11 protein-coding genes and 1 tRNA gene are annotated in these 17304 nt (G+C 60.9%); 6 read left to right on the top strand and 6 right to left on the bottom strand.

Going from position 1 to position 17304, the window contains the following annotated elements; all coding sequences use genetic code 11:
* Positions 1–129: 129 nt before the first annotated feature.
* Positions 130–4452 (top strand): cytochrome P450, encoded by a 4323-nt coding sequence (locus NKJ78_RS17145; RefSeq protein ID WP_352562511.1) that lies wholly within the window; start codon positions 130–132, stop codon positions 4450–4452.
* A gap of 30 nt (positions 4453–4482) precedes the next feature.
* Here the strand turns inward: NKJ78_RS17145 and NKJ78_RS17140 are convergent, their stop codons facing one another.
* Positions 4483–5169: a Crp/Fnr family transcriptional regulator gene (locus NKJ78_RS17140; RefSeq protein WP_023668987.1), complete on the bottom strand. Its 687-nt coding sequence runs from the start codon at positions 5167–5169 to the stop codon at positions 4483–4485.
* Between the two features lie 508 nt (positions 5170–5677).
* Here NKJ78_RS17140 and NKJ78_RS17135 point away from each other — a divergent pair.
* The 5 genes from NKJ78_RS17135 (at position 5678) to NKJ78_RS17115 (ending at position 13500) form a co-directional block, all read left to right on the top strand.
* Positions 5678–7942, top strand: a complete 2265-nt coding sequence (locus NKJ78_RS17135) for a DNA/RNA non-specific endonuclease (RefSeq protein ID WP_352562510.1) — start codon at positions 5678–5680, stop codon at positions 7940–7942.
* A 16-nt stretch (positions 7943–7958) separates the two neighbouring features.
* Complete coding sequence (locus tag NKJ78_RS17130; RefSeq protein WP_023696135.1) at positions 7959–8942, top strand: trypsin-like peptidase domain-containing protein; 984 nt, start codon at positions 7959–7961, stop codon at positions 8940–8942.
* Positions 8943–9246: 304 nt separating this feature from the next.
* Positions 9247–10377 carry a hypothetical protein gene (locus NKJ78_RS17125; RefSeq protein ID WP_156929790.1) on the top strand — a complete coding sequence of 377 codons (1131 nt, stop codon included), beginning with the start codon at positions 9247–9249 and terminating at the stop codon, positions 10375–10377.
* 86 nt (positions 10378–10463) lie between these two features.
* Positions 10464–13034: a DNA/RNA non-specific endonuclease gene (locus NKJ78_RS17120; RefSeq protein WP_352459004.1), complete on the top strand. Its 2571-nt coding sequence runs from the start codon at positions 10464–10466 to the stop codon at positions 13032–13034.
* 193 nt (positions 13035–13227) lie between these two features.
* Positions 13228–13500 carry a hypothetical protein gene (locus tag NKJ78_RS17115; protein ID WP_023749317.1) on the top strand — a complete coding sequence of 91 codons (273 nt, stop codon included), beginning with the start codon at positions 13228–13230 and terminating at the stop codon, positions 13498–13500.
* Positions 13501–13586: 86 nt separating this feature from the next.
* Here the strand turns inward: NKJ78_RS17115 and NKJ78_RS17110 are convergent, their stop codons facing one another.
* The 5 genes from NKJ78_RS17110 to NKJ78_RS17090 all read right to left on the bottom strand — a co-directional run bounded on the left by NKJ78_RS17110 (position 13587) and on the right by NKJ78_RS17090 (position 17176).
* Positions 13587–14507: a DNA adenine methylase gene (locus NKJ78_RS17110; protein ID WP_023738840.1), complete on the bottom strand. Its 921-nt coding sequence runs from the start codon at positions 14505–14507 to the stop codon at positions 13587–13589.
* Complete coding sequence (locus NKJ78_RS17105) at positions 14504–14911, bottom strand: hypothetical protein (protein ID WP_023738841.1); 408 nt, start codon at positions 14909–14911, stop codon at positions 14504–14506. The genes NKJ78_RS17110 and NKJ78_RS17105 overlap by 4 nt, the downstream gene beginning before the upstream one ends.
* Positions 14908–15840, bottom strand: coding sequence for a ParB N-terminal domain-containing protein (locus NKJ78_RS17100; protein ID WP_023738842.1), 933 nt, complete (start codon positions 15838–15840; stop codon positions 14908–14910). The genes NKJ78_RS17105 and NKJ78_RS17100 overlap by 4 nt, the downstream gene beginning before the upstream one ends.
* A 449-nt stretch (positions 15841–16289) precedes the next feature.
* Positions 16290–16364 (bottom strand) — tRNA-Val (locus tag NKJ78_RS17095).
* 128 nt (positions 16365–16492) lie between these two features.
* Complete coding sequence (locus NKJ78_RS17090) at positions 16493–17176, bottom strand: phosphoglycolate phosphatase (RefSeq protein WP_352459005.1); 684 nt, start codon at positions 17174–17176, stop codon at positions 16493–16495.
* Positions 17177–17304: the final 128 nt, after the last annotated feature.

Below are 17304 nucleotides of genomic sequence, written 5' to 3'. Positions count from 1 at the left end.
ACATGGCGTCAGTGCTGGCTGGAACATGGACCAACTGTGAAAAGATTCACATACGTGCAGCCGATGCAAACCTAGGCGTTGAACGGCCGGCATCGCAATGACGTGGATAGCCGGGGGGCTTGAACGCGCATGACCAAACTGAAGTATTTCGACGCTATTAGCGCGGCCCAGAGAAACCAGCGCCCGCTGTCGGAAATGCCGCCGTTCGATCTCGGCCGGATCCGCAAGACAGGGCTGATTGCGCGCGTCGTCGGGTCTCTGGCCGAAGACCCCCGCTGGGCGCTTTCCTTGTTGCGGCGTTTCCGGCCGACCGGCAAACTTTTCGGCGTTCTCGTGGTCACCAAGAACGCCGATGTCCGCGACATATTGGAGCGCGGCGACGAATTCCAGACCCCATACGGCCCGGAAATGACCGAGCTTGCCCGGGGATCCAACTTCATCCTCGGCATGCAGGACGGCGCCGACTACCGGCGCATGAAATCGTCGGTGCTGAGTGCATTCCCGCCGGCCGAGGTCGAAGCCGCCGTCAGGCCGATCGCGGCGCGTCATTCGCAAGAGATCATGACGCGCGCCAGCCCCGGCTTCGATGCGATCTCCAGGTTGATGAAGATCGTCCCGGTGCACATCTGTCGAGATTATTTCGGCGTCGAGATCGACGATGAATCCGAATTCGCCGACTGGGCGATCGCGCTGAGTGCGCTGTTCTTTTCGGACCCGACGGCGAGCCCCGTCATGCGCGAACTCGCGGTGGTGGCGGGCGACCGTCTTCTCAAAGTCATCGATCGCTCCATCCAGTCGGCCAGGGACCGGGGCTTGAAGGCCGAGCAACCGCTGGCGAGGCTGGTTGTCCAGATGGATCAGGGCCGCCTGTCGCGGGACGACCTCAATTCGATCATGCTGGGCATGATCGCCGGCTTCGTCCCGACCAATGTGCTGGCCGCCGGCAATTGCCTCGACGTGATCCTGTCGCGGCCCGACGCACGGCAGGCTATCGATGCCGCATTGGCCGAAAACGATACCGCCAAGCTCGACAGGGCCGTCCTTGAAGCCATGCGCTTCAAGCCGATCTGGGTCGGCCCCTGGCGCTACACGGCCCGCGACGCGATCATCGGCAAGGGTACGCGCCGCGAGCGCCTGGTGAAAGCCGGCACGGTGGTGATGCCGGCGACGCTGTCGGCGATGTTCGATGCCGAAGCCGTGCAGAACCCGGACCAGTTCGACACATCGCGCCCGTATCGCGACTACATGGTGTTCGGCCACGGCATTCATCAGTGCATCGGCGCCGAGATTGCCAGGATCCAGATCGGCGAAAGCCTGCGCGCCCTGTTCCAGAAGCAGGGCGTGCGCCGCATGCCCGGCAAGGCCGGGCGGATGACCCGCATCGGCGCCTATCCCGAAACCCTCAAGGTCGATTTCGAACGGGCAGAACTCTGCCGCACCGTAACGCAGTCCATGGTGACGGTGGTCTGCCCGGTCACCCGATCCGCGTCGCTGGATGCTGTCCGCGACAAGGTTGCCAGCCTCGGCAACCCGGCCGTCGAAGATATCCGCACCGCGCTCGATATTGCCGGCACCGTCCACTTCACCAGCCTGACCGTGGTCGGCACCGGCGAGATCGGCGCTGATTCCGGTCAGGAAAAAGGAGCTCTGGTTCTCGAGATTTCCGGTGACGGCAGCATCGACGATGTCATCGATGCGGTCACGCACGCCATCGGGCACCGGCTGCGGCCGATCTTCAAGGATGTCTGCGATCTGCGCGACGGCGGCGCATTGAACGATTTCCTGCGCAAGCACAATGTCGACATATCGCCGTCCTTCGGCAGCAATGCCGGACTGGTGTTTTCGGGCACGCCGGGGCACTCGGTCCAGCGTATCAAGGCCGAGCAGCAGCTTTTCGAAGCCGTCCGCGACATCGTCGAGCGGCCACGCAAAGGCGCCGGCAACGCTCCTGCCGTGCTCGCTGAAGTTCGCCAGCATGTCCAGTCATTAGGGACGTTTGCCTGGGCGTTCGAGCCGGCCGAGAGCCTGCTGGAAAAGCCGCCGGGTCATTGGGGCCGTGCCCTGATGACGACGTTGCTGGTACCACCGGTCTTCGTCACGGTGGCGATCATCTGGGCTGCTTGCTGGTACATGACCTACAGTGTGGTGTTCGGCAGATCTATCGACATCAGTTCCCAGGAAATCTCCTTCACCGCCATAGCCGTAGCAATCACCTCACTTCTGTTGTCGGGACTTGGAGTGTTGGTGGCAGCGGCGCTGCTGGCGTTTTCGTGCTTGCTGGCGCTGCGACGCCGCGAGGACAGGGATCGGCCGGAAAGCACATCGATCGGCATATCTGAATTGAACGCGATACTCGTCAAGGAGGGCCACGCGGCACAGAACCATCTGACTGCGATTTCGACGATGAAGGCCGGCATCCTGCGGCGGCTGGCGCTCAGGTTTTCTTTCTACCTGATCTCGATAGCTGCCCAGAAGGTGTTCAAGCCAGGCTTCCTCAACACCATCAACACGATCCATTTCGCCCGCTGGATACTGCTGCCCGGCTCCAACCGATTGATGTTCTTCTCCAACTACGGCGGCAGCTGGGAAAGCTATCTTGAGGACTTCATCGCCAAGGCGTCCGCTGGCCTGACCGGCGTGTGGAGCAACACCGTGGGCTATCCACGCACACGATGGCTGTTCCTGGACGGCGCGCGCGACGGCGATCGTTTCAAGCGCTGGGCGCGGCGCCAGCAGGTGCCGACCCTGTTCTGGTACTCCGCCTATCCCCAAATCAACACAGAGCGCATCCGGATCAATTCCCGGGTCAGGCGCGGCATTGCTTCCGCCGTCGGCAACGAGGCGCGCGACTGGCTGAGCTTGTTCGGTTCGCTACGGCGCCCGGCGAGCGAAACGACCACCGTTCAAAAGACCACTTCGCTGCTGGCCAATATCAGCTCTGCCTTTCCGGCGCCTCTCGAACAGCAGCTGGAAACCGGCGAGATCCAGTCCATCTTCTTCGGCCCGCTCGGCCCGCTCGCTTATTCGCATATGCTTGCGATCCGGGTGCCGGACAAGTTGCCGGCGCCCAAGCGCAGAGCCTGGCTCGATTTCGTTGTCGAGCAGACGAGTTTCGGCGAAGGCAGGCCCGCCGGGCGAGCTATGATAGTCGCCTTTGGTCCCGGTGGCCTGCGGCAGTTTGGGCTCGACGAGGGTGTGGAGGGCGATCCACTGGAAACATTTCCGATCGCCTTTCGCCATGGCATGGGCAATCCCGAGCGTGGGCGCATACTGGACGACCGAGGCCGCGACGGCCCGGACGAATGGGAGTGGGGGTCGTTGGAGAACCCTGTGGACCTGGTCATCGTCTGCTATGCTGAAGACCTGGGACGGTTGAAGACCGAGATTGCCACCGTGAGACGAAAGACGACCGGTGCAGGCATGAAGGTCGTCGCCGAACTGCCGCTCGCCGTAAACCGGGGTCCGACCGACACGAAGACGAAATCGTCCGACGGGGCAAAGCGTGACGATCGGTCGGAACGTGGGCCAGCCTACGAGCATTTCGGTTTCGCGGACGGGATTTCGCAGCCGATTGTCCGGGGCACGACCCGCGCCAGCAGGGGCGCCGCGCCCATGCATCTGGTCGCGCCCGGCGAGTTCCTGTTCGGCTATCGTGATGAGCATGGGTTCTATCCAGCCTCGCCCTCGGTAAGCGCATCACGCGATCGGACCGGAATCCTTTCGCAGGTGCGCCGTAGCCGGCTGATTCCGGGCCTGCCGCCACCGCCGCGCGATTTCGGGCGCAACGGTTCATTCCTGGTTATTCGCCAGTTCGAGCAGCACGTCGACGTCTTCAACAACTACTGCAAAAAGGCTGCAGCCTTGGTCGCGAGCCAACTCGGCAACCAAGCCATCACGCAAGACTGGATTGCCGCCAAGATGCTCGGCCGCTGGCAGAACGGTAGCTCGCTGGTGCGCAACCCCGATCATCCGGGACGCGTCATCGACAACAACTTCGCCGCTGGCGCCGAGGATCCGCAAGGCCATCGCTGCCCGCTTGGTGCCCACATTCGCCGTTCCAACCCACGCGACACGCTGGGTGAGGACCGCGATACGCAGATCAATATCGGCAAGCGCCATCGTATCCTGCGGGTCGGCCGTACCTATGAGAAGCAGGACGGCAAGAATGGCAAGGTCGAAAAAGGGCTGCTGTTCATGTGCCTCAACGCCGACATAGAGCGCCAGTACGAATTCATTCAGCAGACCTGGGTTTCGTCGGCCACGTTCCAGGGCCTCGTCGCTGAAAAGGACCCGACGATTGGTTCGCGCGGCGGTGATGGCAGGTTCACCATTCCGTCATGGGAAAAGGTCACGACGCTCCGTGACATGCCGCAATTCGTCACCACCAAGGGTGGTGGATACTTCTTCATGCCCAGCCGCTCGGCGCTGCGCTACCTGATTTCGCGGCTCTGAGTCTTAGCCGGGGCTGATTCGGGATCGGCGTCAGTCGTCGTCCTGCGATTCGGCGATATGGCGCAGCGCCCCGGTGTCGGTGATGCGCAGGCCGCCGCGTTTGATGGCAATGAACGAGCGGTTGCGCCAGTCGTTGAGCGTCTTGTTGACGGACTCGCGCGTGGCGCCGAGGAACTCTCCGAGTTCCGATTGCGAGATCGGAATCCAGCCGGCGCTGTCGGCCATCACCTTGGCCAGGAAGACCAGGCGTTTGGCGAGCCTCGCCTCGATGCCGAAGAAGGCCTGGTCGCCGAGTTCGCCGCTGACCCAGCGCAGCCGGGCGCACAGAAGTTCGATCATCGCGCGTGCCAGCGGTGGATTTCTCTCAATGCGATCAAAGAGTTGTGTCCTGCTGAGCGAAACCAGCTCGCAAGCGGTCAGGCAGATGGCGGTGGCGGTGCGTGGCCGCCCGTCAAGCGCGCCGATCTCGCCGACGAGGCTGCGCGACAGCTCGATATTGGCCACCAGCTTCTGCCCGCCAGGCGAATAGATCGAGATTTCCACCGTGCCGCTCATCACCCCGTAGATCCGGTCGGCGGCATCTTCCTGGACGAACAGATGCTGGCCGGCGGCGTAGCGCTCGACCTTGCAGCCGCTGAACAGGATATCGAACAGCTTTGGATCGATGCGTGCCAGGCGCGGCAGATCGTTTCTGTCGTTTGGGCCGCCAAAAGCCATGTTCCAAATTCCCAATTGCCGCAATCGGCGAAGTTTAAGGGCCGAAGTCTAAGGCAAGAGTGCACCGCGTCAAAGGCCGGCGTTCATCCCTTGCGATTACGCCTTCTAAAGGCTTGGCGCAGTGGTCGCGCCCAGTGCCTGGCTCGTGCCGGGCGGAAAGCCGCCTGCACGCGCGGCGACAGGCGCCGCGCGTGCAGGCGCCAACTGATAAAAATGGATAGGTGATAAAATTTCTGTAAAACCGAGCGGCCGCAATGGCCCTTCCACCCGTTGCGATAGGTGGGCGCAAACAGCGTGAGCGTCTGTGACGGAGATCACATACGGCATCGCTGAAATAATGCGAGCGTCATACATCGCGCGAGCGACTGCGGCAAAGAGACATGCCGACGTTGCACTCCGGTCATCTTCGACGCGAGTTGATTTGTTTCCTTGCCTGCCAATCAGAATTGCACCAGTCTAAAATGGGGCAATACAGTTCTTTACTTCGACAGAACCTTTGAGGGCGACTATGCCGGTCAGCAGAGAGCAGCGAATCCGTCAATATCTCGATCTCGTCACCGGGGGCGAGGGGACTGAATCGGTCCTCGGCAACATGGAGACGATGGCAGGCGGCGGCCTGGAATCCCTTGCGCCTGCGGAAGCCGGCAAGACGGAGGCGGCGTTTGAATCGGCGCGCGCTGGCCTGGAGAGCCTCGCGCGGGGCGCCGAAGTCGCGCCCGAGCAGCTTTCCGATCTGGAAGCCATAATCATCCCGGAGTTGCGGCCGGTCTATGACATCAAGGATGGCACCTTTACGACGCTGACTTTCGACGGCGCTCCGACACCTGGCCATTCGCTGTGGACGAAGCTTACCAGCGAGGCCGCATTGAAGCAGCGCATCGAAGCCGCCCTGCCGGCGATCGGGCGTATCGAACTGTTGTGGGACACCAATATCCCTTACGGCGGCACGGGCTTCGTCGTCGGCCGCAACCTGTTGATGACCAACCGTCATGTGGCGCAGATATTTGCGGACGGCCTTGGCGACCGCAATGTGCAATTCATCAACGGCCGCGCCGCCGGCATCGACTTCAAGCGCGATTCGGCGGCAGGAAACGTCTTCAAGATCCGCAATGTCCGGATGATCCATCCCTATTGGGACATGGCGATTCTCGAAGTCGAAGGCCTGCCCGACAACATCACGCCGCTGTCGCTCGCGGTCGCCGACGCGCGCGATATGCTGCGCCAGGAAGTCGTCGCCATCGGCTATCCGGCGTTCGACAATCGCAACGCGGTCGATGTCCAGAACGAGCTCATGCGCGATCGTTTCCAGGTCAAGCGCCTGCAACCGGGCATGCTGCAGGGCGGCTTCGATACGGAGAGTTTCGGCAAGATCGTCCGCGCGGCGACACATGATTGCTCGACCACTGGCGGCAACTCCGGCACCGCCATGATCAACCTCGCCACCGGCGAGGTCGTGGCGCTGCATTTTGCCGGCCGCTATCTCGAGCGCAACTACGCCGTGCCCACCGGCGCGCTCGCCAAGGACCAGCGTGTCGTCGACCTCGGCCTCAATTTCGCCGGCGCCGCCAGCGGTGGCCCCAACGATTGGGGCGCATGGTGGAACAAGGCGGACAGTGGGTCGCCGGCCGAGGGCGTAAACCTGGTTGAAGTCGGCGGCGCCCAGCAGATCCCGGGCGTCGCCACCCAGACGCCTCCATCCGGAGGCGTCGTCGTTTCGCCGGGCGGCAGCGTCACCTTCGAAGTGCCGTTGCGCATCACCGTCTCGCTCGGCGCAACGCCTGGCCATGAAGCGGTCACGGAATCGGTCGAACTGGAAGCGGCCAAGCCGACCCCTCCAGGCGGCGCATTCGTTCCCAAAACGGTCGCGGACTATGCCGGCTATAAGGGCTACGACGAGAAATTTCTCTCTGGCGGCACTAAACTCGCGCCGGTCGTTGTGCCGATGCCTGAGGCCACCGACCTCTCAGTGCTGGCGCCGCTCAAGGCCGGCGGCACGCAACTCGACTACCAGAATTTTTCGCTCAAGATGCACGCCAAGCGGCGGCTGGCGCTGTTCACCGCCTCCAACGTCACCGACGAGAGCAATCTGCGCGAGCCGGAAAAGGGCCGCAACTATTCGCGCGGCGGCCTGTTCAGCGAGCGCTGGTTCCCGGATCTGCGGCTCGACGACAAGTACCAGATCCCCGACGTCTTCTACACCCAGGATCAGGGCGCCTTCGACAAGGGCCATATCGTCAGGCGCGATGACGTGGCCTGGGGCAGCACCTTCGAGCTTCTGCTCAGGGGCAATGTCTGCTCCTTCCATGTCACCAACTGCTCGCCCCAGGTCGAAGGCTACAACCGCTCCGACAGCGGCGAGAAGAACTGGGGCGATCTTGAGAATCACGTCCTGTCGGAGGCGGCCAGCGAGCGGCTTTGCGTCTTCGCCGGCCCGGTCCTCGCCGAAGACGACCGGACCTTTGCCGGCAAGGGTCCCAAAGGCACCAGTCTCCGCGCGCCGGTGCCGCGCCGCTTCTGGAAGGTGGTGGTCGCCCGCGTCAGTGACGGCATCGCCAGCTACGGCTTCGTGCTCGAACAGGATCTGTCGGACACGGAACTGGAGTTCACGGTCTCCGAAGAATTCATCGGCGCCATGTACCCGCTGACCGAAATCTCCGAAATGACCGGCGTCACCTTCGACCAGTCGCTGGTCGATGCCGACCAGTACGAAACGGTTCGCGGCACCGAAATTGCCATGCGGGCGGGATCACGCAAGCGGAAGAAGAAGGCTTAGGGTCGGAGGGAATCCCATGACCGAATGGACGCAATCCGAACTGAACAGTCTCAACCGCATCCTCGCCAACCTTTACCCGATGATCGGCGACGGCGTGCGTGTTGCCAAAGGTGTCGGTCTTTCGACGGCCCAGATCGCCTTTGACAACAAGGCGATCAACAACTGGTTTGCGATTGTCCAGCGCGCAAAGCAGGAGACCAGGGCCGACGACCTCGTCGCCTTTGCACTCGATGAGAATCCCGGCGACCAGGCACTGCTGCAGGCAAAGCAGCACGCCCCGCCGCCGCCGGTCGAAGGCCCCGCGACCGCCAATTGGAGCGGCGCGACGGCGCCGGCCCAGCTCGAAAAAATCCTTGGCGACAAGAGCACGCTGGTGCCGATCAGCTATCTCGAACTCGGCCTTGTCAGGGCAAGATCGGTGGTGCGCATCAAGCGTGCGGATGGCAGCTCCGGCACCGGCTTCATGACCACCGGCGGGATACTGATCACCAACAACCATGTCTTGCCTGACGGCGCTTCATTGGCGGGCACGGTGGTCCAGTTCAACTATCAGCGCACCGTTGCCGGGCTCGACGCGCCGCTCGACCAGTTCGACATCGACACCGCCGTGCCTCTTCGTACCTCCAAGGACAATGATTGGTCCGCCGTCCGCATCAAGGGCGATGCCTCCAAATGGGGCGAGTTGGAATTGAAACCCATGACCGTCAAGGCCGGCGATCATGTCAACATCATCCAGCATCCCGGCGGTGCGCAGAAACAGATTTCGTTCGTCGCCAATGTCGTGGCCTTCGTCGGCGGCGGCCGCGTCCAGTATCTGACCGACACACTGCCGGGTTCGTCGGGCTCGCCGGTCTTCGACACCGACTGGAACCTGATTGCGCTGCATCACAGCGGAGGCTGGCTCACCGAGCCCAACGCGCCTGCCAAAAGCACATATTATCGCAATGAAGGCATCGCGATCGACACCATCATCCAAGACCTCGCGGCAAAGCCTGTGTAGATGGTGAGCTATGCAGACCGATGGCGCAGCTCGATGCGCGGCGATTTGGGACTACGGCATGTAAATTTTTTCGGATGTGACGGTTTATAACGCCACACACCAAACACCAGGGAGTTCAGAGATCAGCGCCTATTTCGACCTCAGGCTTCAACTGGCTGATCTCTACCCATTGCCTCCCGATTGGTTGCAGGTAACCAAGGACGCTGGGATCGTCGCTGGCGCCATCAACCTCCAGGGGGCGGCGCTTACAGTCTGGTTCAACATCCTTGACTATGCGTTGACCAATAAACTGTCGCAGGCGCTTATGACTGCCGTCGTGGCGCAAAATCCGCAGTGCGCGGCCCGGTTCAAGGCCTATCTGGACGAACTCGCCGCGGGCCAGAAACCGACGGCCGAGTTGCCCGGCCTGACGACCGACGATCGGGTCAACACCGCGCTCGCAGGCTTCAACGCCGTCAACCAGCAGTCCAAGGACATTCAGGCCACGCTTGCCGCCGACAACGGCCTCACCAATGTCACCAGCCAGATCGATGTCCTCAAGACCTACAAGGACCTGCATGACCATCTGCAGAGTTTTCAATACGGCATCGGCAGCTTCCAGAACCTGCTGGTCGCCGCCCGCGACATGGGGGCCGACCTAGAGCAGGTCCGCGTCATGCGCAATTTCCTCAAAATATTGAAGCTCTTCTGTGTCTCTATCGGAGAGTCGGTCATGGAGCTGCCGGCGGGGCCGGCGCTTCACGATATCGAGCAGGCCTGGCTCGACGACCTCAAGGCGGCTGCGATCAAGTTGCAGGCTGCCATCGATAACAAGTCTCCGGACGCCTACGACGCGCTGTTTGACGTGCGCACCGTGCTGCGCGTCGTGCCGTCGCGGCTCAACCAGCAGATTTTCGTCACGGCAAAGAACCTGCCCTTCGGACTTTTGGCCACCGGTCTAGATACGATAGCCGGCAAACTTCCTGCAGAAGAGCCGTCCGTGCCCTTGATCAAGGCCGCGCATGACGCGATCATGGTGCTGTCCTCGACCATCTATGCGCGCGTCGTCGAGCACAAGCTATGGCAGGACATCGACAACAAGCTGGCCAGCCTTACCGACATGATCGAGCCGATAGAAGGGGGCGCTGCGGCGGACAGGTCGCTGCCGTTCCAGTTTTCGCCGCTGTGGCGAAACCTGGAAGTGAAGGTCAAGGTTCTTGCCGACCTCGACCCCACTGGAGCGTGGCGGGCGACGCTCGTCGACTACTCCACCGACGTCAACGACCAGCTATCGCGCGAGACCGTCGATGCCGCCTTCATCCTTGCCTTCGAAGCCTATCGGGACGAGGCCCAGCAACGCTTCGTCCAGGTCGATCTGGCGCTGAAAACGGAATGCGCCTCGATCGTCCGCGTCAGCACGCCTTTGCACAAGATCATTGAGGACCTGGGGCCATGAGCGATGAACTTGCGACAGGCACGGAGACCGAAACTCCGGCCGATTTTATTTCGCTGAGCGACATCCGGATCGCACATCTCGAGCTGATGCGCATCGCCAGCAGCAATGAAGCCGTCGACCCATCGATGAGCCGCAGCGACAAGGCCGGCGCCGAGACGACGGAAGCCAGCATCGACAACACGGCCCCCGATGCGCAGGCCATCCGCGACTTCCTGGCCAAGGCACGGCGCGCCGGCAGCTCCATCGCGCGGGAATCCGACCGGCGCGCGGCGCAGCGCATACTCGATTATTGGTCCGCCGAACTGGTCACGCGGCCGGGCATCACCTCAGCCGACGTCAGCCCGGCGCGGCTCGCGTCTTTCGCAGGTGGCGGCGGCCTTGAAACGGTCGCTGTCGCGGCGGACGATCCGGGGTCGGTTGCAACGGATGCCATTGTCGGGCCGGCCAAAGCCGGCCCCACGGCCTCTGGGTCCAACGAGCAATCCGCATCCGACGACGAACTGAGTTCGGACGAACTGACCGAGCGCTTTCGCATCCGTGTGGCCGCTCAGGCCAGGCAATGGAAGAACACCGGCTATGCCGGTTATCTCCTGCGCGGCGAAGCGCTGAAGGAGGCGGCGGAGCTGCCGCAAGGTGCCGACATTGCCGAGTTCGTTGAGGCGAGCGCCAAGGCGGAGACGGACAGCCAGAAGCAGCGCGATCGCAGCAAGAACCTGCTGATCGCCGTGTTCGCCACCCTAACCGCAATCCTCGCTGGAACCACCTACTTCGCATTTAACCAGAGGAATGATGCTGTTGTTGCCCGTTCCAATGCCGAGCAGGCACAATCCAAGGCCGAGACCGCGGCGAACGAGGTCGCGGAACTCAATAAGCACCTAAGCGCCGCTCTCGCGGAGGCAAAAAACGCACGCGTACAGGCAGAAGCCGCGCGTGACGTTGCCTTGAAGAATGCCGAGGACGCTGCCAAAAGACTGCGTGAGCAGCAAGACACGCAGGCCACCTTGCGGTCTGCCATCGGGCTTGTGATCGACCAGCTCAAAGACGGCAATATATCCCTCGAAAAACTGACGCCCGATTTGAAGCAGGCGGTGCTTGTTGAACTGGCAGGCCGGATCAAAAGCAGTGAGATCAGTCTCAGCGAGTTGCCGGCGCCGCTGCAAAGCGCGCTTGAACCGCTGCTCGGCAAAGTTACTGACAAGCGGCCCAATGTCCTTACGGGCTATAAGGTCGATTTTATCCAGGCCAACATCGCCCTGCCCAGGTTAACCGGCGATTTGGCGAGCGATACCTCGAGGACGCCGCTGGACTATATCAACTACTCGCTGGTGATGGGCCGAAGTCACCGCATGGCCATCTACTCGGCGGTCAATCTGGATCGGTCGCAAAGGATGACTTTGCAGGTCACCGGCAGCGGATTGAGGTATGATAATCGACTGCTGGATGATTTGCAGCCGGATCGTGCCTGGTACCTCCGGCCGGACCGGCGCTGGCTGCCAGCACGATTGGCGAACGCAAGCGACATCGCCTGGGGTCCCGAATTCACGGTCGATGCGGCAACGGCGGCGCTCAAACTGGCCCAGTATACCTATGTCCTGCCCAACACGATGCCGCAGTCCAGCGCTTTTTACGAGACGAAGTGGGCGCCGCTCGAAAACTGGGTGCGCACGCAGCACAATCCGCTGGCCAATAAGGTGACCATCTTCAGCGGTACGATCTTCAACCCCACCAGCCACCCGATCGATGGCGTGCCGGTCCCCAACGCCTATTGGAAGCTCGCCGTCTCTTCCGTGCCGGCTGCCGTGAAGGACGAGGCGAGGGAGCCTGACTTCGTCGTCGATGCGTTCCTCATTCCGGGCGACGCCACGGGCGAGTTCAACGTCGAACAGTATCGGCTCCCGGTTGCCGAGCTTGAGAGACGCACGAGCCTGAATTTTGGCACGCTCATCGAATGGACGGATTCGGTGAAGAACCCCGGCCCGAATGGAACCGCAGCCGACGATCTGGCGGGGCGTGTCAAACTGCTCGACAGCGCCGACGGCGCCACCGATGCGCTGCGCGGTGAATTGATTGCCGCACTCGGCAATGCGGATCTCGCGGTGCCCGAACGGCGCAAGATCGTCGCAGCTCTTGTCGAGATGGCCGGCCTGCAAAGCATGACAGGGCTGACGCCTGCCCGGCGCAGCAACGTGCTCGAGACCTTGCTCAGTGTTCCGCCTGACCTGTGGAACCGCCCGGACTGGCTGCCTGTGTTCGCCGCCGCGCGCCGCGCTGTCGCAGATCTCGACATATCCGCAGCCGGCGGTCAGGCGATCATCGGCGACCAGGACCGCGAGGCGCTCAACACATTGAAGGATCGGCTGCGTATCCAGCAGCACCCGCAGACGGTTTACGTTCAGTTCGACGGGATGACGCGCGATGGCGCCCAGGCGCTCTCCGCCAAAATGCGCGCCTTGGGCTGGGGCATCCCGACACCCGGCGAGGAACAGGTGGACTCCGCTGCCGGCAAGAACGAGGTGCGCTATAATCCGGACGCCGACGCCGACCGCTACGCCGCCGAACTTCTCGCCGCCGACCTCACTGCTGCCGGCCAGGCGGTAATCGCCCGAGCGGTACCGATTATCGGCGCCAACACACTGGAGATCTGGATCAGCATCTGAGCAATTCCAGGAAAAGTGTGAAACGGTTTTCCCGGGAAAAGCGCGAAGCGCTTTCCCTTGGGAATTGCGTCAAACAGGGAGTAGCCGGCTGCGAGCCGGGCCGTGGGGAAAGAAGTCGTTCGCCAAAAAGCCGTGATGCAACGTTTCAAAATAGCGGCGATAATACGGGCCGGTTTCACTTAAGGGGTTTACCATGCGCACGCGTCACGCCGTCATGCTTGCACTTTCCGTACTTTCCATTCCTGCCGTCTCCATGCCGCTGCAGAAAGCCAGCGCGCTGGAGCCTGAAAAATACACGGTCTATTGCGCCAACGACCACATCGAGGTCTCGTTCTGGGATCTCGAGCAGATGAAGGTGCGCAACGGCTCCGATGTCTGCCAGTTCCAGAGCTACACCAGCTACTCAAGCGCGTTGAATTTCGCGCAGAAGAATTTTGGGGGTGAGGGGGCGAGCTGTAGTTGCTAGTCTAACGTCCGCTGCCAACCGATACTCTGCGAAGTGAAGCCGGGCGCTAGACACGAAATCTCCGAAAGACCGTGCGCCCGAATCGATCAACTGGCCAGGTTGAACTCCGCTTGTGGCAGGGGCGCCTGCAGCCCTCCTTCAGCAAGTGAAGCCGGTTTGAGACAGTCAGACATGAACATAACCTCTTTGCCCTGCCTTCCGTTTCGGACCGAATAGCTCAAGTTGTACTCAAGCATCTGGTGGGCATCATACAACTCGCGGATCGCCGGCTCGTTATCGTAAGAGACTACCCAAGGGATTGCGGAATTGAGTTGAACGATCACATCGCGAAGCTTGCCATGATCCTCTTGACGGTAGAAGTCGTAGTAAAGGTCGCGCCCCTTCCGATAGTATGGAGGATCGATATAGATCAGCGGGCGATCATCGCCGGCAATTTCCGTCACATTCCGGATAAGCTCCGCCGCATCCAGATTCATCACCGTGATCTTCGAACGATTTTTCGCGATTCTCATGACCCGAGCGGCGAGTTCTTGACGATTGAAACGGGCATCGAGACCATAGGCGGACCTTTGACTGTGCCCTCCGATCATGCCGGCGTTGAGGACGCCAGAATGGTTCGTTCGGTTGAGGAAGAACGTGGCAAACCCAATTTCGAAGGAGATCCGCCCCTCAGCTTCTTGAAACACTTGTCGCTGGTTTAACCACTCTTCGGTCGTTAGCTCAATGTCGAGAATCTTCTGCTGAAACCGGTCGGGTTCATCCAACAGAGCTCTCCAGAATGCGTAGATCGGGGCGCTCAGGTCGTTGAGTATGATGTGCTCGACGTAGCCATGCAGAAGCAAACATAGCCCCACACCGCCACCGCCTGCGAACGGTTCGACATAGGTTCCGTCTAGGAGCCTATTCTTTCGAACAAGTGCTTTAAAGTACGGGGCGAGCTTGGCCTTTCCCCCTGGATAGCGTAGCGGAGACGCATGGTGAGAGGCGCGGGCGCTCTTCGGCGTCATTTGCAGGCCGCTTTGAAAAACGCCTCCACGCCAGACCAGGCGCCAATAAGATCGTTTTTTGATGGAAACATGGCCGGGTTATGCACGTACTCGTGTAACCGGGCGACGGATATCACGCTATCCTTACCGGTGAGCGAAGCCCTTGCTGCGGTCAACTCCTGTTTCGTCAGAGCCGAACTGAGATGCTGCAGCACGGCCTCCACTTTCTCTCCTAGGCTGAATGTCTTCCCCGCGTTCTTCCCCGACGTGTGTTTCGTTAAGATCGAATGGGAAGAGCAATATATCTCGACGACCGCTTCGACAAAACTTCGCAAAGAAATAGCGCCGGCAATCGTGAATTTGTCGATGTTCAGGTTTCGCAGCTCATAAAAGAGCTGAGCTGCTTTCGTGTTCGATATCGTCAACCCAAAGGTCTTTGGGACAAGTGTCTTTCGGCGCAATGGGCTTGGAAAGGGGGGCGGGGGAGGGGTGGGGGTGAAGGCTGGGCCTTTACTACAGCCTTCACGGACTCGGCCGCCTTGAGCTTCGGTCCAGATGGCATCGCCGATTTGGGAATGCCGTCGACGTAGGTGATCTGCTGTTCCTTGGTTTTGACCGCATCGACCTTGATCGTCTTACTAGCCAGGTCAAGAACAATTTTCTTGATGATCTTGATCTGTTCGCTGGTCGGGTAAGCGAAATAATACTCTCCATCGACGATCTGTATGCCTATTTTCTGGCGGACTGCTGGATTGGAAATGATACGGTCGAGCGTGGTAATCGGGAAATTGCTCGCAATGGCAGCCTGCTCGGCCGGTGTCAGATTTCCCTTCTGACGCACGAATTCCAATAGATCAAGTGTGCGATCTCCGCGAAAACGGGCCGTCTGAACACCATTCCAATCAACTATTCCCCGGCCGCTGTTCTGTCCGGTGTGCCGGAGCTCTATCCAACGTCGGGCAGTGTCTCGGTCGGGCATGACCACGCCAGAGATGGGCTCGACCGTTTTCGTGTCAAAATCGTCCGCAAGGTCGGTCAGCTTAGTTCGAAGCGAGTCTGGAATCTTCATATCTTCCAGCAACGACGGATTGGCGAGAATCTGCAAGGCCGCTGTTCGTCGGTTACCCTCAAGAGCGACATATTCGTTTTTCTTCGAGTCGGGCTTTAGAACCATCATCCGGTCCATGGGGTTTAGCCCAAATTTCGCGATATCGGCGGCAAGCTCCGCTATCTTGGTCCCCTGATCATCGAGAAGTGCCTGACGGATGTTGATTTGACCGTCTTCCGTCGAGATGCGCGGATTTTCGTGATCCAAGCGAAGCTCAGAAATTTTCAGCCCAATAGGTTTCGGCATTAGTCCCCTCCCATACCTGGCGTGGGATTAAGCCTGGGCGTGAAAAAAATTCAAGCTATCCAATGCAGAGTTGTTGCGAAATATTCCCGGCGGTGATCTGGATACTATTCTGGGCGACACTCGCTTACTTGAGGGCAGTATTGTTTTTGGGCCCGGTGCCGTTATCCCGATCTTCGACTCGTGAAATCGGCGTCGCGTTAGGGAGCATCCACGTGAGCTGCCAGACATCGTCGTTCTCTCACCTGCGGAATACGTCAACCCGGTATGGCCCGAGGAACGTGAGTTCGAGTGCGAGTGGCGGTTCTAAATCGGGCAGGATCTCATCAAGATTTGGCATGCCTTCACTGTCCAACAAAAAGCAGATCGCCGGAAATGTCTGAAGGATGCGATTGTTTCTGTACGGTTTCCGTACGCGGAGGAAAATCAACATGCCTAAGTGCTTGAAAAAATGGTGGGCGATGCAGGGATTGAACCTGCGACCCCACCCGTGTGAAGGGTGTGCTCTCCCGCTGAGCTAATCGCCCGCTCGTTGCCCGAAGGCCAAGCGAGCCGCGATATAAGGGAGGCAGGGTTGTGAAGTCAAGGCGATGCGCCGGCCTTCTGTGCCTGAAATAGCCGAGGACAGGCGCTGCCGCGCAATCACCTGTTTCGCTCAGCCGGCCGCCGCTGCAATCAGCCGTTCCGCCAGGTCGAGCGTCAGCGCATCGAAATGCGAAATCACCGCCGATGGCTCGAATTCCCTGACATGGCGGTCGGTGTAGCCGAAATCGACGGCGACCACCGGAATGCCGGCGGCCTTGGCCGTGTCGATGTCGGTCTGCGAATCACCGACCATCAGCGCATGGTGCGGCTCGCCGCCGGCGAGCCGGATGGTTTCGGTGAGATGGCGCGGGTCGGGCTTGCGGAAGGCGAACGTGTCCTGGCCGGCAATCGCGGCGAAATGCTCTGTCAGGCCGAGCGCCTCGATCAGCGCTTTCGAATTCGCCTCGTATTTGTTGGTGCAGATGGCGAGCAGGTAGCCTGCCTTCTCGAAGCGGGCGATCGCCTCGACCACGCCGGGGTAGGGGCGCGACTTGCCGGGGATGTTGAGTGTGTAATGGTCGAGGAACAGCTTCAGCAGCCGGTCATGCTCCTCCACCGCCAGCGACTTCTGCTGCGCGGTATGGGCGCGCTCGATCATCACCCGTCCGCCCTGGCCGACAAAACGCCGGAAGCCGGCTTCGTCGACAGCCGCAAGCTCGCTGGCGGCAAGGCTGTGGTTGAGGCTGTCGAGCAGGTCCGGCGCCGTGTCGATCAGCGTCCCGTCGAGGTCGAACACGATGATCGGTTGGGTCATGGCCTGTCCTGTGGCTGATGCATTGCAGGCAGGCGATAGCGGCTGCGCTTCTTTCAGGCAAGCCGGTGCGAGCCAAAGTCTTTGACCCTGCGGGCAAAAGTGCTAGGAGCGCGCATCCAGAAAAATCA

Source organism: Mesorhizobium sp. M0037 (genome assembly GCF_040323635.1).
GTDB lineage: Bacteria > Pseudomonadota > Alphaproteobacteria > Rhizobiales > Rhizobiaceae > Mesorhizobium.
This window is presented reverse-complemented; position numbering and strand designations above follow the sequence as displayed.